The sequence below is a fragment of the Modicisalibacter radicis genome, from assembly GCF_900961225.1.
In the GTDB taxonomy this organism is placed as follows: domain Bacteria; phylum Pseudomonadota; class Gammaproteobacteria; order Pseudomonadales; family Halomonadaceae; genus Modicisalibacter.
In genome coordinates this window covers 40,838-58,878 of sequence record NZ_CAAHFN010000051.1, presented here as the reverse complement: position 1 = coordinate 58,878, position 18,041 = coordinate 40,838, and the positions used below count along the sequence as shown (strand labels likewise).

Sequence of the window (18,041 nt, the reverse complement as noted above, 5' to 3'; positions counted from 1 at the left end):
GCGCCTTGCGAGGTCAGCGCACCGGTAGCTCGACATTGGCGAACAGCTCCTGCTCGTGACGCGGCCCGGCAGCCAGGGCGGCATCGATCAGGTCGCGGTCGAGATGCGGCGCGAAGCGCTGGATGAAGTCGTACATGTAGCTGCGCATGAAGGTGCCGCGACGGATGCCGATCTTGGTGGTGGAACTGGCGAACAGGTGGCTGGCATCGAGCGGCACCAGATCGTCGTCGGCTTCGGGGTCGACCGCCATGTGCGCGACGATGCCCACGCCCATCCCCAGGCGCACATAGGTCTTGATCACGTCGGCATCGGCGGCGGTGAGCACCACGTTGGGCGTCAGCCCCTTGGCGCGGAAGGCATCGTCGAGCTGCGAACGGCCGGTAAAGCCGAACACGTAGGTGACCAGCGGGTACTCGGCGAGCCGCTCTAGAGTCAACTCGCCCAGCTTGGCCAGGGGGTGATCCTCGGGCACCAGGATGCAGCGGTTCCAGCGGTAACAGGGCAACAGCACCAGGTCGTTGAACAGCTCCAGCGATTCGGTGCAGATCGCGAAGTCGGCGAGCCCTTCGCTGACCATCTGGGCGATCTGCTTGGGCGTGCCCTGCTGCATGTGCAGGGCGACGTCCGGATACTTGCGGGTGAATTCGCTGATCAGCGGCGGCAGCGCGTAGCGCGCCTGGGTGTGGGTGGTGGCCAGCGACAGGCTGCCACGACGCTCGTCGCTGTGTTCCTGGGCGACCTGCTTGATGTTGTCGACGGTGCGCAGTACCTCGCCGGCCAGCGCGACGATCGACTCGCCGGCCGGGGTCACCCGGGTCAGGTGCTTGCCGCTGCGGGCGAATATCTCCACGCCCAGCTCATCCTCGAGCAGGCGGATCTGCTTGGAGATGCCCGGCTGCGAGGTGAACAGGCTCTGTGCCGTCGCCGAGACGTTGAGATTGTGTCGGGTGACTTCCCAGATATAGCGCAATTGCTGCAATTTCATGCCGAACCCCTGGCTGCTTCTGACCCCGCGGGTGCCTTCTGCGTATCACGCACGAAATTCCCTGAGGAACTAAAACTCTTTAAACCGATTACTTTATGGCATATAAAAGGCATCATAGTCGGCGCGAAAGCCGGCGGCAAGACGGTCCGGCCTTTCATAGCGATCGCCTATGGGACGGCATGGCAACGTGTATTTGCCAGCCCGAAAGCCGCCAGCTACCATCGGTCGACTACGCTAGTGATGAGCGCAAGCAATCTGGAGAGATACATGGCTAACAACGTCGATGTCACCACAGCCAACTTCGAGCAGGAGGTCCTCGGGGCCGACAAGCCCGTCCTGCTGAAGTTCTGGGCGCCCTGGTGCGGCCCGTGCAAGATGATGGCGCCAGTGATCGAGGAAGTCGCCGACGAGAAGGCCGATAACCTCAAGGTGGTCAGCGTCAATGTCGACGACGCGCCGGACATCGCCGCCGATCATGGCGTACGCGGCGTTCCCACCGTCATGCTGTTCAAGTCGGGCGCCAAGGTCGCCTCGCTGGTCGGCGCGCAGTCCAAGTCGCAGCTGGTCCAGTTCATCGACCAGAACGCCTGACCGGACTCACCCCTCGCCATCGTCCCGTTCGCCCCGGGGCGATGGCTTTTTCACCGCTTTATCGCCGTACTCCCGCCTTCCGCCCAGCATGCGCGCCAGCCAGCGCGTTTCGGGGTGACTGTTCAGCGCGATCTTCAGGGTCATCGTCAGCGGCACCGACAGCAACATCCCCACCGGTCCCAGGATCCAGCCCCATACCACCAGCGACAGGAAGGCGACCAGCGTCGACAGGCCCAGCGTCCTGCCCATGACACGCGGTTCGATCAGGTTGCCGATCACGAAGTTGATGCCCAGATAGGCGCCGGCGAGCATGCCCGCCTTGCCCAGCCCGCCGTCGGGCATCACCATCGTCAGCAGCACGGCGGGTATCGCCGCCAGCGCCGAACCGATGTTGGGGATGTAATTGAGGCTGAAGGCCAGCGTTCCCCACAGCAGCGGAAACTGCACGCCCAGCAGCAGGCAGGCGACGGTCACCAGGGCCCCGGTGACCAGGCTGATCAGCGTCTTGATCGCCAGATAGCGCTTGAGGTTGTAGCTGAACTCGTTGAAGCGCCGCAGGCTGGGCGCCGGATTCTCCAGCGACTGCGCCACCTTGTTGCGAAAGTCCAGGGTCTCGAAGAGCATGAAGATCACCAGCAGGATGATCAGCACGCTCTGCGACAACAGGCTGCCCAGGCTGCCGAGGAAGGTCGGCACCATCTGCGTGGCGCTGGTCGGGTCGAGCCACTCGGACATCCGCTTGGGCTGGATGTACACCCCCAGGCTCGATAGCCAATTGAGCAGGCTCAGGTAGTGCTTGTGCAACTGGCCCTCGAGCTGGGGCAGCGCCTCCATGAAGGTCGCGAAGCTGCCCGCCAGCAGCGACCCCAGCAGCACCAGGAAGACCCCGGCGATCAGCAGGGTCACCAGTACGGCACTGCGGCGGCCCAGGCCCATGCGATACAGCCAGTGGACCGGCGAGGTGCAGATCACCGCGATGAACAGCGACAGGATCAACGGCACCAGCAGGTCGGCGCCGAGCTTCATGCCGGCGATGATGATGACCAGTGCCGCCAGGGTCAGCGTCAGGTTGAGGGGGATGCTGCGCTTGCTGTCGTCGACGTCATGATCCATGGGGCCGTCCTGGCTTTTTGCGGTGCGCACATGATGGCCCGTTCCGGGGCCGACGACAAACCTGGCCGACCGATGCAATGGCTGAAGCGGCATCAAAAAAGCGGGCCGCGAGGCCCGCCTGAAAGGAGCAGAGCGCCTGACCCGAAGACAGCGTTACCCGTTCGGCGCTTCAGGGCTCGAAGCCGAGGCCGAACTCCTCGGCACTCAGCGCCATCAGCGAGGCACCACCGGCACGAATCATCTCGGCATGGGCGCGGGTACGCGGCAGCAGGCGCTGGAAGTAGAAATCCGCGGTCGCCAGCTTGGCACGATAGAACGCCGCGTCGCCGTCGCCCGCGGCGAGTGCCCGGCTGGCAGTGTCCGCGGCGCGCGCCCACAGGTAGGCCAGCGTGACATAGCCCGAATAGAGCAGGTAGTCGACGCTCGCCGCGCCCACCTCTTCGCGGTCGTTCATGGCCTTCATGCCCACCGCCATGGTCAGCTCGCCCCACTCGGCGTTGAGCCGGGACAGCGGCTCGACATACGCCTCGAGCTCGCTGCGGCCGGCCTGCGCCTGGCAGAACTTGTGGATCTCCCGGGTGAAGACCTTGAGCGTTTCACCCTGGCTCATCAGCACCTTGCGACCCAGCAGATCGAGCGCCTGGATGCCGGTGGTGCCCTCGTAGAGCCGCGTGATCCGGGCGTCGCGGACGAACTGTTCCATGCCCCACTCGGCGATGAAGCCGTGGCCGCCGAACACCTGCACGCCCTCGTTGGTAGCCTCGAAGCCCAGCTCGGTAAGAAACGCCTTGACGATCGGCGTGAGCAGGCCGAGCAGGGTCTCGGCGCGCTCGCGCTCGGCGGCGTCGGTCGCGTGTTCGGCCAGATCGACGAGCTGGCCGGTGTACATCACCAGCATCCGGCCGCCCTCGGCCAGCGCCTTCTGGGTCAGCAGCATGCGTCGCACGTCGGGGTGCACGATGATCGGATCGGCCGGCTTGTCGGCGGCCTTGGTTCCCGACAGCGCGCGCATCTGCAGGCGATCGCGGGCATAGGCCAGGGCATTCTGGAAACTCGCTTCCATCAGGCCCAGCCCCTGGATGCCCACGCCGATACGCGCCTCGTTCATCATCGTGAACATGCACGCCAGCCCCTTGTGTTCCGGCCCCACCAGGTAGCCCTTGGCGGCGTCGAAGTTCATCACGCAGGTGGCGTTACCATGGATGCCCATCTTGTGTTCCAGCGAGCCGCAGCTGACGCCGTTGCGCTCGCCGATGTTGCCCGCGGCGTCGGGAAGGAACTTGGGTACCACGAACAGCGAGATGCCCCGCGACCCTTGCGGCGCGTCGGGCAGCTTGGCCAGCACCAGATGGACGATGTTCTCGGTCAGGTCGTGCTCGCCGGCGGAGATGAAGATCTTGGTGCCGGTGATCAGGTAGCCGTCATCGTCGGCGGGGATCGCACGGGTCTTGATCAATCCCAGGTCGGTACCGCAGTGCGGCTCGGTCAGGCACATGGTGCCGGTCCATACGCCCTCGACCAGCTTGCTCAGGTAGGTGGCCTTCTGGGCATCGCTGCCGTGATGGCGCAGCGCGTCGGCGGCACCGTGGGACAGCCCCGGGTACATGCCCCACGCCAGGTTGCTCGAGCAGATCATCTCCGACAGCGCCAGGTTCAGCGACGCCGGCAGGCCCTGGCCGCCGAATTCGGGCTCGGCCGCCAGGCCCGGCCAGCCGCCGTCGACGTACTGGGCATAGGCCTCCTTGAAGCCCTGCGGGGCCTTGACCTCGCCGCCTTCGAGCACGCAACCCTGCTGGTCGCCGCGCTGGTTGAGCGGCAGCAACACGTCACGGGCGAAGCGCCCCCCCTCCTCGAGAATCGCGTCGACGATGTCGGGCGTGGCCTCGCTACCGTTCGCCAGGCCGGCATAGTGACCGGGATAGTCGAGCATCTCGTTCATCACGAAGCGCAGATCGCGCAGCGGGGCCTGATAGTCGGGCATGGGGGTCTCCTCGAATGGGCGCGACGCGGCCTGGCCGCGTTCAAACATATGTTTGAAATTAGCGCCGCCAAGCTCATCGAGTCAAGCGTTCGTTTAAATTTCGCCGCGGGCCTTAAGAGGATCTTCCCTCTTCCCTGTTCACTGCATGCGGATACCTCCATCGAGACGAATGGTCTCGCCGTTGAGCATGACGTTGGTGACGATCTGCTCGGCCAGCGCGGCGAATTCGGTGGCCCGCCCCAGGCGCTTGGGAAACGGCACGGCAGACGACAGCGCGGCGACAGCCTCGTCGGGAATGCCCGCCATCATCGGCGTCTCGAACACGCCCGGCGCGATGGTCATCACCCGGATGCCGTGGCGCGACAGCTCGCGGGCCAGCGGCAGCGTCATGCCCGCCACCCCGGCCTTGGAGGCGCTGTAGGCGGCCTGGCCCACCTGGCCGTCGAAGGCGGCGATCGACGCGGTGTCGATGATCACCCCGCGTTCGCCATCCTCGCCTTCGGGTTCGTTGCGGGCCATCGCCGCCGCGGCCAGACGCAGCACGTTGAAGGTGCCCACCAGATTGATGTCGATGGTTCGCTTGAAAGCCTCGATATCCGCCGGATTGCCGTCGCGATCGAGCAGCTTGGCGACGCTGACCACCCCGGCACAATGCACCACGCCATGCAGCCCGCCCCGGGCGACGGCGAGATCCACCGCCGCCTGCATGGCATCGCCGTCGGTGACGTCGCCGCGACATGCCCGCGCCGCGTCGCCCAGCCGCTCGGCAAGCGCCTCGACGGCCTCGCTGAGGTCGCAGAGGATCACTCGCGCGCCGCCGGCCACCAGCCGTTCGGCGGTCGCCGCCCCCAGCCCCGAGGCGGCGCCGGTGATCAGAAAGGTACGCTCGGTCAATTGCATTCAGCGAATCTCCGTGGGTGCGGCGGCCTGCGCGCGTAACTTGAAGCGCTGGATCTGCCGTTGGGGGTCTTGGGTAGCGCGTCGACGAAATCGATCGAACGCGGCTAGGCATGCACGGGCAACGCTCGAGACCGACGAACTTGGCTTTCTTTGACGTAAACGTAAAGTCGCAAACGGCTCAGCCGAGCGCTTGGTTTACACCCTAGCCAGCCCGTGCAGGCCGAACAAGACCCGGAGGCCAAGACCATGGTCGCAGCCGGCGGGATGCGGCTCGGAAGAAGATCGCCGGAATCAGGGCCGGCCGACATGGCCGGTCGCGAACGCCGGCCCGCTCAGCATGGCGATGAGTTCGCGGGCCAGCGCCTCGGGCGAGCGCGGCCCCGCCGGGTCGTACCAGCGCACCGTCCAGTTGAGCGCGCCGAGCACGAAGCGCCGCACCAGCAGGCGGTCGCCCCGGATCAGCCCGGCCTCCAGCGCTTCGTCGACCACCTTCTGCCACAGCGACTCGTAGGCGTCGCGCAGGTGGATCAGGTGATCACGTGAGCCAGCGTCCAGGCGCCGCCATTCGTAGAGCGCCACGACATGGGCGTTGCGCTCGGTCAGAAGCGTCTCGAGGTGCGCCCGTGCCAAGGCGTCGAGGCGCACCGAGGGCGAACATCCGGCGTCGGCCAGCGCACTACGCGCCAGCGTCAGGGCATGCTGCATGCCGGTCTCGATCACCGCGCAGAGAATCGCCTGCTTGTCGCTGAAGTGATGGAACAGGCTGCCGGACTTGATGCCCATCGCCTGCGCCAGCATGCGCACCGTGGTGCGGTCGAAGCCCTCTTCGACGAACAGACGAGCGGCAATCCGGATCAACTCCTTGCGACGGGGTGAGGCGTTCACTAAAGTCATCGAATTAACACGAGCGCTTGCTTGGTTTTTACCGAGCAAAGCATAGGGCATCTCCGCGGTCAACGCGCGCCAGGCCGGCTTTCGAGCCATCGCCGCTGGATTCAACGAGGCGCCATGGTCGCCGGCCACACCCAACCCACCCGGACAATGCCAGAACGACGCAAGTGGAGAACGCCATGTCCTCAGAGAGCGATATCGTCATCCTGGGCGGCGCACGCACCCCGATGGGCGGCATGCTCGGCAGCCTGTCGAACCTGAGCGCCCCGCAGCTCGGCGCCGCCGCCATCCGTGCCGCCATCCAGCGCAGCGGCATCGACGCCGACGCCATCGACGAAGGCATCCTCGGCTGCGTGCTGCCCGCCGGGGTCAAGCAGGGTCCGGCCCGCCAGGCGATGCGTCAGGCCGGCATCGGCGACGCCCGCGGCGCCACCACCGTCAACAAGCTGTGCGGCTCGGGCATGAAGGCCACCATGTTCGCCCACGACCTGATCCGCGCCGGCAGCGGCGAGATCCTGCTCGCCGGCGGCATGGAGTCGATGTCCAACGCCCCGCACCTGCTGACCCGGGCGCGTGGCGGCTATCGTCTGGGGCACGGCGAGCTCAAGGATCACATGTTCCTCGATGGCCTCGAGGACGCCGAGACTGGCCAGTTGATGGGCGCGTTCGCCCAGCGGGTCGCCGATGACCGGGGCTACTCCCGCGAGCGCATGGACGATTTCGCCATCGCCTCGCTGGAGCGCGCCATGGCGGCTCACGAAGCCGGCGAACTAGGCGGCGAGATCACCCCGGTCACGGTCGCTTCGCGCCATGGCGAAAGCGTCGTCGAGCACGACGAGCAACCGTTCGCCGCACGCCTCGACAAGATCCGCACGCTGCGCCCCGCCTTCAGCCGCGACAGCACCATCACCGCCGCCAACGCCAGTTCGATCTCCGACGGCGCCTCGGCATTGATCCTGGCCAGCCGGGGCGCAGCCCAGGCCGCCGGCGCCGCGGTGCAGGCCACCATCCTCGGCCATGCCACGCACTCGCAGCATCCCAGCGAATTCACCCTCGCTCCGGTGGGCGCCATCGGCAAGCTGCTGAAACGCCTCGACTGGTCGGCCGATGACGTCGATCTCTACGAGATCAACGAAGCCTTCGCCGTGGTCACGCTGATCGCCATGGACGAATTGGGCCTGGATCACGACAAGGTCAACGTCTTCGGCGGCGCCTGCGCCCAGGGCCACCCCATCGGCTCCACCGGCTCGCGGATCATCGTCACGCTGATCAACGCCCTGCGCCGGCGTGGCGGCAAGCGCGGCATCGCCAGCCTGTGCATCGGCGGCGGCGAGGCCACGGCGATCGCCGTGGAACTGAGCGACTGACACCCTGCCCGCTGGCGCCGAACGCCCAGCGGGTGCGCTCAGCATCCTGGCTGCTCGTGCGGGTGCTACTTCAGCAATCCCGGCAGCTGGCGCAGCGCCGCCACCGTCGCCATGCCCAGTGCGGCCAGGCTCAACGAGCCAGCGACATGCAGGGCAATGCCCGCCAGAGTCATGCCCCACCGGCCCGCCTGGATATTGGCGAGCATTTCGATGGAAAACGTCGAGAAGGTGGTCAACGCCCCCAGGAAGCCGGTGACCACGAACAGCCGCCACTCCGTGGACAGCGACGGCAATTGATCGAACAGCGCGAAGGCCACCCCGATCAGCCAACTGCCCAGCAGGTTGGCGGCCAGTGTGCCGGGCGGCAGCGCGGGAAACAGGGCATTCAGCCAGGTACTCAGCAGCCAGCGCAGATTGGCCCCCAGGGCGGCGCCTGCGCCGATGGCCAGTATCGATAACCACATGCGTTCTTCGTCCTGTCGTGTCCAAGGGCTGTCGTATTCAGGGCAAGGGAAGCAACGCGAAGCGGCCGGGAGGAAGGGACACACGGATGCCTGCTACGCACCTCGGGCGCTTCGCAGGCATCATTAACCGCCGTGACGGGCGGTGGTTCGGTCTAGGACCGGGAGGAATGCCATCTCCGTGACCGGTAGGTTTACCACGCCCGCCGGCTGCGGTTCAAGAAGCCCCCGGGATAACGATCAACCGTAGCGACCGGTAATGTAATCCTCGGCCTTCTTGGTGTAGGGGTTGGAGAACATCATCTGCGTGTCGTTGTATTCGATCACCTCGCCGAGGTGAAAGAACGCCGTGTAGTCGGCGACGCGCGCGGCCTGCTGCATGTTGTGGGTGACCGTGACGATGGTGAACTGCTGCTTCAGCTTGTCCATCAGGTCCTCGATGGTCGCCGTCGAGATCGGATCGAGCGCCGAGGTCGGTTCGTCCATCAGGATCACGTCGGGCTGCACGGCGATCGCCCGGGCGATGCACAGCCGCTGCTGCTGGCCGCCGGACAAGGAGGTGCCGGGCTGCTGCAGCTTGTCCTTGACCTCGTTCCACAGCCCGGCATCGGTCAGCGCACGCTCGACCAGTTCGTCCTGGTCGGCCTTGCGGCTGACCAGATCGTGCATGCGCGGCGCGTAGGCGACGTTTTCGTAGATCGACTTGGGGAACGGGTTGGGCTTCTGGAAGACCATGCCCACCCGGCGACGCAACGCGACCTCGTCCATCCGGGGGGCGTTGACGTCGTGTCCGTCCATCTCCACCAGGCCTTCGACGTGCACGCTCTTGATCAGGTCGTTCATGCGGTTGAGGCAGCGCAGGAAGGTCGACTTGCCACAGCCCGACGGACCGATCAGCGCGGTCACGTTGCGCTGGTAGATATCGATGTCGATGTTCTTCAGCGCCTGGTTTTTGCCGTACCACAGGTTGAGATCCCGCACGCGGATACTCAATTCGTGGTTGGCCTTTTCGTTGCGGCTCACCGGCTCGCCGCGCGCCGGCTGGCGCTGGACGCCACGCGGCTTTTCGCGATTTTCGACGATCTGCTCGTTCAACATGAACTTGTCCTATAAGAGAGAGGTGACTTACCAGCGCCGTTCGAATTTCTTGCGCAGCCACACCGCCGTGGCATTGAGCGAGATCAGCACCGCCAGCAGCACCAGGATGCCGCCGGCGGTCTTCTCGACGAAGGCGCGGTCGGGCTCTCCGGCCCAGGTGAATATCTGCGCCGGCATCACCGTGGCGGCGTCCGTGAAGGACCCGCCGACATCGGGAATGAAGGCCACCATGCCGACGATGATCAGCGGTGCGGTCTCGCCCATCGCCTGGGCCATGCCGATGATCGACCCGGTGAGGATGCCAGGCAGCGACAGCGGCAGCACGTGGTCGCGCACCACCTGCCAGCGCGAACAGCCGACGCCGAACGCCGCCTGGCGGATGCCGTCAGGGATGCTGCGCAGCGCCGAGCGGGTGGTGATGATGATCACCGGCAGCGTCATCAGCGCCAGTGTCAGCCCGCCGACCAGCGGCGAGGAGCGCGGCACGCCGAAGAAGTTGATGTAGATCGCCAGACCCAGCAAGCCGAACAGGATCGACGGCACCGCCGCGAGATTGTTGATGTTGATCTCGATGAGCTGGGTCAGTCGGTTGTCCGGGGCGAACTCTTCCAGGTAGACCGCGGTCATCACTCCCACCGGAAAGCACACCAGCATGGTCACGATCAACGTCATGACGGTGCCCACCGCCGCCGAGGCGATGCCTGCCAGTTCCGGCATCTTGGAGTCGCCATTGGTGAAGAACGTGGTGTTGAAGCGCAGCTCGGCCCGCCCCCCCTCGATCAGCCGTTCTACCACCCGCGCCTCGCTGCCACGCAGGGCGTCCTCGTGGCCCTTGAGGTACTGATCCACCGAACTGTCGGCGAGCACCCACTCCATCCGGGTGGTGCCCAGCAGTTCGGGATTGTCACGCATGCGCCCGGGAATCAGGCGCAGATAACCGCGACTGACCAGCCCCCGCACGTCCTCGCCGACCGCCGCCGGCGGAATCTGACTGGCCTGCTCGGTATAGCTGACCTCGACCTGGATCTGGGCCTGCTGGAAAGCCGGCAGGCCCTTGACCAGCATGTCGCCGATGAAGATGAACAGAAACGCCGCCGCCAGGATCAATGCCCCCATCGACATGTGCTTGAGGCGCGCCGAGCGGCGGTGGCGCCGCTTGAGCTGAGCGGTGATCTCGTCAAAGGATTGGCTCATGAGCGCAATAGTCCTCGTCGTGTCACAGGGTGTTGGTGCGGTACTTGTCGCGGAAGCGACGAATCATCAGTACCGAGACCATGTTGAGGATCAGCGTGACCACGAACAGCACCAGCCCCAGCGCGAAGGCCGACAGGGTCTCGGCGCTGGCGAACTCCTGGTCGCCGGTCAGCGCCGCGACGATGCGTACCGTCACGGTGGTCATGTCCTCGAGCGGGTTGGCGGTCAGGTTGGGGCGCATGCCGGCAGCCATCACCACGATCATGGTTTCGCCCAGCGCGCGCGACACCGCCAGCAGCGAGGCGGAGATGATCCCCGGCATCGATGCCGGCAGCACCACGCTGCGGATCGTCTCGCTCTTGGTCATGCCGAGTGCCAGCGAGCCTTCGCGCATGCTGTCGGGCACCGCGTTGATCACGTCGTCGGACAGCGACGAGATGAACGGGATGATCATGATGCCCATCACCACGCCCGGCGCCAGCGCGTTGTTGTAGGACGCGTCGAGGCCGAAGAAGCCGGCCACGTCGACGATGATCGGCGCGATGGTGATCGCCGCGAAGAAGCCATACACCACGGTGGGGATGCCGGCGAGCACCTCGAGAACCGGCTTGGCCAGGTCGCGCACCTTGGGCGGCGCGAATTCGGCCATGTAGATCGCGGCCAGCAGACCCACCGGGATCGCCACCAGCATGGCGATCAGCGAGATCAGGAAGGTCCCCGCGAACAGCGGCACCGAGCCGAACTGTGCCCCGCCGGAGCCCTCTCCGGCACGCCCGGCGGACGCCAGGAAGCTATCGCCCGGTGACCAGGTGGTGCCGGTGATGAAGTCCCACAGGCTTTGCATCTGGAAGAAGCGGATCGCCTCGGAGACGATCGACAGCAGGATGCCGAAGGTGGTGACGATCGACATCAGGGCCGCCGTGGCCAGGGCCAGGCGAATCACCTTCTCGATCGCCTGGCGGGCATGGAAGTCGGGGCGCACCTGCATGAGCCCGACGAACAGACCGATGGCGGCGATCACCACGCTGGCCGTCAGCAAGTACGCCACGGGAATCTCGGCCCCCAGCAGCAACATCACGAAGGCGCCCAGCGCGCCCGCCAGTATCGCCGGGCCGGCCGTGGCCAGCACCGAGAACCAGGCGTACTGGTCGGGCTGCGCGAACATCGCCGCGCCCGATGCACGGGTCCGTGTCGCCTTGCCGCGCGCCAGGAAGAAGGCAACCAGCCCCAGCATCAACAGCGCGCCACAGAAAAGCAGATAGATCAGGTTGGTCGACATAACGGTCTCTTGGCAGGAACCTCGCCCCTCGGGGCTACCCTGCATGCATACGGGCCGGCGGCTTGCGCCACCGGCCTCAGCGTTTCATGCAGCGACGCGATTACTTGAGATCGGCCAGTTCGAGCTGCTCATGGCTCTCGACCGCCTGGCGCTGTTCGCTACGCATCTCTTCGGGCAGCGGGATCAGGCCGAGACCTTTCAGGTAGCCCATCGGTCCGATCATCTGCTCGGTCATGAACAGGTTGGCGTATTCGTACATCGCCGGCACGGACTCGGCGTGCTGGTTCTTGACGTAGAAGAACAGCGAACGGGAGACCGGATACTCGCCGGAGCTGATCGCTTCCGGGGTCGGCTCGACGCCGTCGATGCTCGCGCCGATCAGCGTGTCGGGGTTTTCCTCGAGGAACGAGTAGCCGAAGATGCCGAAGGCCTTGGTGTCCTCGGCCAGGCGCTGAACGATCAGGTTGTCGTTCTCGCCGGCATCGATGTAGGCGCCGTCGGAGCGGATGTCGGTGTAGCCTTCGCCGCCATAGCCTTCCATGTCCTCGGAAGCGGCTTCCATGACCAGCTCCTCGAAGGCGTCACGGGTACCGGAGGTGGTCGGCGGACCGTAGACCGAGATTTCGCGGTCGGGCAGCGACGAATCGATATCGCTCCACTTCTGGTAGGGGTTGTCGACCAGCTCGCCATCCTGCGGCACCTTGGCGGCCAGCGCCAGGAACAGCTGTTCGCGGGACAGGTCGATCGGCTCGTTGCTGCTGGACTCGGCGAAGGCGATGCCGTCGTAGCCGATCACCGCTTCGGTGATGTCGGTCACGCCGTTCTCCTGGCAACGCTCGAACTCGGAGGTCTTCATGCGCCGCGAGGCATTGGTGATATCCGGCGTATTGTCGCCGACACCTTCGCAGAACAGCTTCAGGCCGCCACCGGAACCGGTGGACTCGATGACCGGCGTGGGGTAGTCGGTCGTGGCGCCGAACTCTTCCACCACGTAGCTGGCGAACGGGTAGACCGTGCTCGAGCCGACGAGACGCAGCTGATCACGCGCCTGGGCAGCGCCCGCCACGCCCATAACGGCTGCGGCGATCGCGGTGGTCTTCAAGACACGGCTCTTGAGGATGCGGTTCATGCGGGTAACTCCTGTCGATGAGAGTGTTCAACCTTCGCAAGGCACACGATGCCCAACAAAGATGACAGCTTCATGACACGACCCGAGAACCGACCTTGGGCGCGGCTAGGCGTTCTCGGCCGCCGCCCGCTGGGCGCGCATCGCCCGCCCCGAGAGCAGCCGCACCCCCAGGTTGCCGATGATCGAGGCGCCGATCATGGTCAGCACCATCGGCCAGGCGCTGGGGATCTCGAAGGCACCGACCAGCACCCCGGCCAGCGCCCCGCAGGAGAACTGGATGCTGCCCTGCATCGCCGTGGCCGTGGCGCTAATCTTCGGGAAATGGTCGAGCATCGACGACATCGCGTTGGGCCCGATCAGTCCCTGCATCCCGACGAACACCATCAGCAGCGGCGCCACCGTGTAGAGCGAGTCCAGCCCGCTGGCGAACATCAGCAGCAGCCCCAGCCCCGCCACGAACTGAATGCCCAGCCCCCACAGCAGGTTGCGCTGCGGCGAGGCGCGCTTGAGCAGGCGGATGTTGATCCGATTGGAGCCCGCCATGATCAGGATGTTGGCGCCGAAGACGAACGGATAGACCGCCGGCGACAGGCCGAAATACTCCATGTACAGGAAGGGCGAGCCGGTAATGAACGCGAACATGCCGGCGAACGACATCGACACCGCACAGATGTAGCCCATCGCCTCGCGATGACGCAGCACGGTCAGGTAATTGCCCAGCACCTGGGTGAAATTCGGCGCATCGGGATCGCGGCCATGGGTCTCGGGCAGATAACGTCCCAACAACCACAGCACGAAGGCCGCGTAGAGGGCCAGGAAGGCGAAGATCAGCCACCAGTCGGCGAGATACAGCAACAGACTGCCCAGCGCCGGCGCGACCAGCGGCGCCAGCATCAGGATCATCACCATGGTCGAGAGCACCTTGGCCGCCTCGCGGCCACTGAAGCAGTCGCGCACGATCGCCGCCGAATTGACCACCGAGGCACCGCCGCCCAGGGCCTGCACGAAGCGCAGTGTCCAGAGTGCCTCGAGGCTTTCCACCTGGGTGATCGCCAGGCTCGACAGCAGGAACACCACGATACCGCCGAGCAGCACCGGGCGCCGGCCCAGCCGATCGGACAGCGGGCCGAAGATCAGCTGGCCGAGCGCGAAGCCGAACAGGAACAGGCTGACCGACAGTTCGGTCAGATGCACGCTGGCACCGACCGCCTCGGCCATCGCCGGAATGGCCGGCAGGTAGGCATCGATGGCCAGTGGCGCCAGGGCCGTGTTGGCCGCCACCAATAGCGCGACGCGACGCGCATTGAGCTGCAACATAACGCTCCTTATCACTATCCCGAGGCTGAAAGCCGGAAGGAATCCCAATAGGCCGCTAATGGTAGCAGGTATTGATCGACCAGTCGGGACCGCCCCGGCAGGCGAGGCACACCGTCGACCGCCGGGCAACGCCCCGGCGTATAAAGGGCAAGGCGGGGACGTCAGGAATCGTTGCGCTGCTGCTGGGCCTCGAGCAGATCGACCAGCGGCTGGAACTCCTCGCGATTGTGCTCGTTCATGCGCATCAGGATGCGGTGCGCCTCGAGGATGCGCTCCTGCAGGCCCTCCTCGTCGGCCTGCACCGCCGGCAACTCGGCCAGCCCGCCCGGCTCGGCGATCGGTGCGTGGACCAGCGTGAAATAGCGCGAGAAGCCCATCACGTCGAGCATCCGGCGCACGTCGGGATGGTCGACGACGATGGTCGGTGGATGGTCGAGCCGCCCCTTGACCGCCAGGGCGACCTTGGCCAGAAAGCCCAGTGCCGTGGAGTCGACGTTGGTCGCCTCGCGCAGATCGACGATCACCGTCCTCAGGCCCGGCATGTCGGCCAGCCGCTGGGCTTCGTTGTCCAGCGTGGCGCACAGGGTCAGGCGAACGTCTCCGCACAACTTGAGCACGAACACGCCGGCATCGAATGCCGCCTTCAGTCGCCCGTCATGCGTCGTCATGATCGAATCCGCTCAGCGTCATAATAGTCAGGTCGTCCGGTGGTTCTTCGCCGCCCGTGGTGGCCCCCTCCTCGCCCGCCGTCAGGGCGGCGCGCAGGGTGGCCAGGTCGTCGTTGGCGACGATGCGTCGCTTGAGATCGTCGAGTCGCGCCGTCAGGGTCTCGCCCGGCAGGCCTTCCAACACCCCGTCGGAACACAGCCACAGGCGAAAGTTCGCCGGCAGCGACACCCGATAGGCGGGATAGTCGATGTTCGGGAACAACCCCACCGGCATGCCCTCGCCCTCGAGTACCGCGACCGCGCCCAGGCTCCTGTCGACCAGCAGCGGCATCGGTAGCTGCGCGCCCAGCGAATAGTGCAGCACACGCTGGTCATGGTCGATCACCCCGACGAACAGCGTCATGTGCTTGCCGATACCAGTGTCGAGCAGTTCGCGATTGAGCTGCGCCAGCCAGCGCGGCGCAAGCGCCTCCGGCTGACGACCGTCCCATTCGCTCAACCAGCGGTTGCACAGATAGCGCAGCAGGACCGTGACGAAGGCCGACGAGGCGCCGTGCCCCGAGACATCGGCGAAGTAGAACACGCTGTAATGCGCGTCGAATCGCTGATAATCGAGGAAATCCCCCGACAAATAGAGCGATGGCGCCAACCAGTAGTCACAGACCACGCCATTGATCGTCAGCGGCTGCGGCGGCAGCATCTTGCGCTGGATGTGCCAGCCGGCCTGCTGGTCGAGGCGCAGCAGCGCCAGGTGAGTTTCCAGGTTCTCGTTGAGCTCGGCCAGCCGAGCGCGGTCGCGGGCATGCGCCTCGGCAAGTTGCTGATGCTCCAGAGCCCGAGCCACCAGCCGCCTGAGCACCTCGGCATGGCGCAGCGGCTCGACCAGATAGTCGACCAGCCCGGCATCGACCGCCGGCAACAGGTCGTCGTCGAGGCGGGTCTCGGTGACCACGATCGTCGGCAACCGGCGCGCCAGTACCGGCCAGTCGTCGCTGCCCACGGCGCGGACGTGGGCGACGATCAGGACGACCTCTTCGGGCAGTTCGTCGACGCCCTCGCCGACGGCCACCGCGTGGGCACCCAGGCCGAGCACCGCGGCCAGCGCATCACGCGCCTCACCGGGGCGGTCGAGGAGACCGATCAGCGTACGGGACTTGACCATGGAGTCCGGTTCTCACTCTGCGAAATCATCCGCATCGAAATCGAAGTCGTCATCGGCGAAGCTGTCGCGGCCCTGTTCACCGTCGTTGACCTTGAAGCGTCGCTGCTGCAGGTAGGTATCGCGCAGGAAACTGTAACGATCGCCCTGGATCAGCTGTTCCTGGTCGAGCACGCTGGCCCGGTAGTCGACCAGCTCGAGACCGCGCAGACCATAGCGGGTGGCGTCATCCTCGACGTGGGTCACCGGATCGGTGTACCAGTCCGCCGGGAGCCCGCCGGCATGGCGCAGGGTGCGCCCGCCCAGCAGCGGCAGGACCACGTAGGGCCCCTCGCCCACGCCCCAGGCCGCCAGCGTCTGGCCGAAGTCCTCTTCCTGTACGTTCCAGCCCAGCTCGGTGGCCGGATCGAGCACCCCGCCCAGCCCCAGCGTGGTGTTGACCAGAAAACGTCCCGAAGCGACCCCGGCGTTGGCCCATTTCCATTGCAGCGCACTATTGAGGATCGTGCGCAGCTCATCGAGATTGCTGAAGAAATTGCCGACGCCGTCCTGCACCGGCTGCGGCGTGACGAAATCGTAGCCCTGGGCGGCGGGCTTGAGCGCGTAACGGTCGAGGGTCTCGTTGAAGGCGAAGACGCGACGGTTGAAACCTTCCCACGGGTCCGCCGGGTTGGCGGCCTGCGGCGAATGGCTGGCACAGCCGGCGAGCGTGGTCGCGGCGACGAGTCCCAGAATTCCCTTACCTAGCTTTTCCATCAGCTCACCTTCCGTAACATGATGCTGCCGGCACTGTATCCGGCTCCAAAGGAACACACCACCCCCAACGCGCCGGCCGGGAGGTCGTCGCGATGCAGGTGAAAGGCGATGATCGAGCCCGCCGAACTGGTATTGGCGTAGCGGTCGAGTATCACCGGAGCTTCTTCGATGCCCGGATCGCGACCCAGCACGCGGCGGGCGATCATGTCGTTCATGTGGCGATTGGCCTGGTGCAGCCAGAGTCGCGACAGCTCACCGGCGGCAAGCTCCAGTTCGGCGAGGTGATCGGCAATCAACTGCGCGACCAGCGGACAGACCTCCTTGAAGACTCGCCGGCCCTCCTGCACGAAGAGCTTGTCGCCCGCCAGCGGATCGCTGTCGGTGATGCGGTTGAGAAACCCCGCATTGTTGCGAATGGCGTTGGAGTAGCGGGTGGTCAGCTTGCTGCCGAGAATCGCGAACCGTGAATCGGCGCGAGCGACATCGTCGGCCTCGATCACCAGCGCGGTGCAGGCATCGCCGAAGATGAAGTGGCTGTCGCGATCGCGAAAGTTGAGATGCGCCGAGCAGATCTCCGGGCTGACCACCAGCGCGCGCCTGGCGCCGCCGCTGCGCACCGCGTTGGCGGCCACGTCGATGGCGAAGGTCGCCGAACTGCAGGCCACGTTCATGTCGAAGGCGTGGCCACTCGCGCCGAGCGCGGCCTGCAGCTCCACCGCGACCGCCGGATAGGCACGCTCCAGGTTCGAGCAGGCGACGATCACCAGGTCGACCTCGTGGGCCCCGATCCCGGCCCGCTCGAGCGCCTCGCGGCTTGCCGCCAGGCCCATCTCGCACTGGATCGAATGGGCCTCGTCGGGCCGCTCGTCGAGACGCGGGCGCATCCGCTCGGGATCGAGGATGCCGTCGGCATCGAGCACGTAACGGCTGTGAATGCCCGACGCCTTGACGATGAACTCACTGCTCGAATAGGCCAGCGGCTCGCGCTCGCCCCGCTCGATGGCCTCGGCGTGGCGCCGGTTCTCGGCATCCACCCAACTGTTGAAGGCCGCCACCAGTGCCTCGTTGCCGATGGCGTGGGGCGGCGTGTACAGGCCTGTGCCGGTGATGACGGCGTGTGTCATGGCGTTCTCCTCACGGCGGCTGAGCCGC

Annotated in this window: 17 protein-coding genes and 1 riboswitch; of the genes, 2 read left to right on the top strand and 15 right to left on the bottom strand. The window is 65.9% G+C overall.

Going from position 1 to position 18,041, the window contains the following annotated elements; all coding sequences use genetic code 11:
- Nucleotides 1-13 precede the first annotated feature (13 nt).
- Nucleotides 14-985, bottom strand: coding sequence for an HTH-type transcriptional regulator CysB (gene cysB, locus HR9077_RS04735; protein ID WP_136065661.1), 972 nt, complete (start codon nt 983-985; stop codon nt 14-16).
- Between the two features lie 267 nt (nt 986-1,252).
- Here cysB and trxA point away from each other — a divergent pair, with 267 nt between their 5' ends.
- Complete coding sequence (trxA, locus tag HR9077_RS04730) at nt 1,253-1,576, top strand: thioredoxin (RefSeq protein ID WP_136065659.1); 324 nt, start codon at nt 1,253-1,255, stop codon at nt 1,574-1,576.
- Nucleotides 1,577-1,582: 6 nt separating this feature from the next.
- Here trxA and HR9077_RS04725 read toward each other — a convergent pair whose 3' ends face one another.
- From HR9077_RS04725 to HR9077_RS04710, 4 genes are all read right to left on the bottom strand, one after another.
- Complete coding sequence (locus HR9077_RS04725) at nt 1,583-2,689, bottom strand: AI-2E family transporter (RefSeq protein WP_136065657.1); 1,107 nt, start codon at nt 2,687-2,689, stop codon at nt 1,583-1,585.
- 169 nt (nt 2,690-2,858) lie between these two features.
- On the bottom strand, nt 2,859-4,670 hold the full coding sequence (locus HR9077_RS04720) for an acyl-CoA dehydrogenase C-terminal domain-containing protein (RefSeq protein ID WP_136065655.1): 1,812 nt from the start codon (nt 4,668-4,670) through the stop codon (nt 2,859-2,861).
- Nucleotides 4,671-4,808: 138 nt separating this feature from the next.
- Nucleotides 4,809-5,570 (bottom strand): SDR family NAD(P)-dependent oxidoreductase, encoded by a 762-nt coding sequence (locus HR9077_RS04715; RefSeq protein ID WP_136065653.1) that lies wholly within the window; start codon nt 5,568-5,570, stop codon nt 4,809-4,811.
- A gap of 291 nt (nt 5,571-5,861) precedes the next feature.
- Nucleotides 5,862-6,464: a TetR/AcrR family transcriptional regulator gene (locus HR9077_RS04710; protein ID WP_136065651.1), complete on the bottom strand. Its 603-nt coding sequence runs from the start codon at nt 6,462-6,464 to the stop codon at nt 5,862-5,864.
- Between the two features lie 176 nt (nt 6,465-6,640).
- On the opposite strand from HR9077_RS04710, the gene HR9077_RS04705 reads away from it, so the two are divergent.
- Nucleotides 6,641-7,828, top strand: a complete 1,188-nt coding sequence (locus tag HR9077_RS04705; protein WP_136065649.1) for an acetyl-CoA C-acyltransferase — start codon at nt 6,641-6,643, stop codon at nt 7,826-7,828.
- A 65-nt stretch (nt 7,829-7,893) separates the two neighbouring features.
- On the opposite strand, the gene crcB is transcribed toward HR9077_RS04705, so the two are convergent.
- The 10 genes from crcB to HR9077_RS04655 all read right to left on the bottom strand — a co-directional run bounded on the left by crcB (nt 7,894) and on the right by HR9077_RS04655 (nt 18,013).
- Complete coding sequence (gene crcB, locus HR9077_RS04700) at nt 7,894-8,292, bottom strand: fluoride efflux transporter CrcB (protein ID WP_136065647.1); 399 nt, start codon at nt 8,290-8,292, stop codon at nt 7,894-7,896.
- A 107-nt stretch (nt 8,293-8,399) separates the two neighbouring features.
- A riboswitch (Fluoride riboswitch) is annotated at nt 8,400-8,479 on the bottom strand.
- Nucleotides 8,480-8,529: 50 nt separating this feature from the next.
- Nucleotides 8,530-9,387 carry a phosphate ABC transporter ATP-binding protein PstB gene (gene pstB / locus HR9077_RS04695; RefSeq protein WP_458692907.1) on the bottom strand — a complete coding sequence of 286 codons (858 nt, stop codon included), beginning with the start codon at nt 9,385-9,387 and terminating at the stop codon, nt 8,530-8,532.
- Nucleotides 9,388-9,414: 27 nt separating this feature from the next.
- A complete protein-coding gene (pstA, locus tag HR9077_RS04690) occupies nt 9,415-10,581 on the bottom strand; it encodes a phosphate ABC transporter permease PstA (RefSeq protein ID WP_136065645.1) in 1,167 nt (388 codons plus the stop codon).
- A gap of 22 nt (nt 10,582-10,603) precedes the next feature.
- Nucleotides 10,604-11,860, bottom strand: a complete 1,257-nt coding sequence (gene pstC, locus HR9077_RS04685; RefSeq protein ID WP_136065643.1) for a phosphate ABC transporter permease subunit PstC — start codon at nt 11,858-11,860, stop codon at nt 10,604-10,606.
- Nucleotides 11,861-11,960: 100 nt separating this feature from the next.
- The gene (locus HR9077_RS04680) at nt 11,961-12,989 is read right to left on the bottom strand and encodes a PstS family phosphate ABC transporter substrate-binding protein (RefSeq protein WP_136065641.1); all 1,029 of its coding nucleotides are present in this window, start codon (nt 12,987-12,989) and stop codon (nt 11,961-11,963) included.
- A 105-nt stretch (nt 12,990-13,094) separates the two neighbouring features.
- Complete coding sequence (locus HR9077_RS04675) at nt 13,095-14,303, bottom strand: Bcr/CflA family multidrug efflux MFS transporter (RefSeq protein ID WP_458692908.1); 1,209 nt, start codon at nt 14,301-14,303, stop codon at nt 13,095-13,097.
- A 164-nt stretch (nt 14,304-14,467) separates the two neighbouring features.
- Complete coding sequence (locus HR9077_RS04670) at nt 14,468-14,974, bottom strand: STAS domain-containing protein (protein WP_136065637.1); 507 nt, start codon at nt 14,972-14,974, stop codon at nt 14,468-14,470.
- Nucleotides 14,961-16,136: a PP2C family protein-serine/threonine phosphatase gene (locus tag HR9077_RS04665; RefSeq protein WP_136065635.1), complete on the bottom strand. Its 1,176-nt coding sequence runs from the start codon at nt 16,134-16,136 to the stop codon at nt 14,961-14,963. The genes HR9077_RS04670 and HR9077_RS04665 overlap by 14 nt, the downstream gene beginning before the upstream one ends.
- Nucleotides 16,137-16,148: 12 nt before the next feature.
- Nucleotides 16,149-16,889 carry an MlaA family lipoprotein gene (locus tag HR9077_RS04660; protein WP_136065633.1) on the bottom strand — a complete coding sequence of 247 codons (741 nt, stop codon included), beginning with the start codon at nt 16,887-16,889 and terminating at the stop codon, nt 16,149-16,151.
- Nucleotides 16,889-18,013, bottom strand: coding sequence for a beta-ketoacyl-ACP synthase III (locus HR9077_RS04655; protein WP_136065631.1), 1,125 nt, complete (start codon nt 18,011-18,013; stop codon nt 16,889-16,891). The genes HR9077_RS04660 and HR9077_RS04655 overlap by 1 nt, the downstream gene beginning before the upstream one ends.
- Nucleotides 18,014-18,041 lie beyond the last annotated feature (28 nt).

Coding starts and splice junctions, on each gene's coding strand:
- HR9077_RS04705 (WP_136065649.1), top strand. CDS start 6,641: ATGTCCTCAGAGAGCGATATCGTCATCCTGGGCGGCGCACGCACCCCG.
- pstA (WP_136065645.1), bottom strand. CDS start 10,581: ATGAGCCAATCCTTTGACGAGATCACCGCTCAGCTCAAGCGGCGCCAC.
- HR9077_RS04665 (WP_136065635.1), bottom strand. CDS start 16,136: ATGGTCAAGTCCCGTACGCTGATCGGTCTCCTCGACCGCCCCGGTGAG.
- HR9077_RS04670 (WP_136065637.1), bottom strand. CDS start 14,974: ATGACGACGCATGACGGGCGACTGAAGGCGGCATTCGATGCCGGCGTG.
- HR9077_RS04710 (WP_136065651.1), bottom strand. CDS start 6,464: ATGACTTTAGTGAACGCCTCACCCCGTCGCAAGGAGTTGATCCGGATT.
- HR9077_RS04720 (WP_136065655.1), bottom strand. CDS start 4,670: ATGCCCGACTATCAGGCCCCGCTGCGCGATCTGCGCTTCGTGATGAAC.
- trxA (WP_136065659.1), top strand. CDS start 1,253: ATGGCTAACAACGTCGATGTCACCACAGCCAACTTCGAGCAGGAGGTC.
- pstB (WP_458692907.1), bottom strand. CDS start 9,387: ATGTTGAACGAGCAGATCGTCGAAAATCGCGAAAAGCCGCGTGGCGTC.
- HR9077_RS04725 (WP_136065657.1), bottom strand. CDS start 2,689: ATGGATCATGACGTCGACGACAGCAAGCGCAGCATCCCCCTCAACCTG.
- cysB (WP_136065661.1), bottom strand. CDS start 985: ATGAAATTGCAGCAATTGCGCTATATCTGGGAAGTCACCCGACACAAT.
- pstC (WP_136065643.1), bottom strand. CDS start 11,860: ATGTCGACCAACCTGATCTATCTGCTTTTCTGTGGCGCGCTGTTGATG.
- HR9077_RS04655 (WP_136065631.1), bottom strand. CDS start 18,013: ATGACACACGCCGTCATCACCGGCACAGGCCTGTACACGCCGCCCCAC.
- HR9077_RS04660 (WP_136065633.1), bottom strand. CDS start 16,889: ATGGAAAAGCTAGGTAAGGGAATTCTGGGACTCGTCGCCGCGACCACG.
- crcB (WP_136065647.1), bottom strand. CDS start 8,292: ATGTGGTTATCGATACTGGCCATCGGCGCAGGCGCCGCCCTGGGGGCC.
- HR9077_RS04715 (WP_136065653.1), bottom strand. CDS start 5,570: ATGCAATTGACCGAGCGTACCTTTCTGATCACCGGCGCCGCCTCGGGG.
- HR9077_RS04680 (WP_136065641.1), bottom strand. CDS start 12,989: ATGAACCGCATCCTCAAGAGCCGTGTCTTGAAGACCACCGCGATCGCC.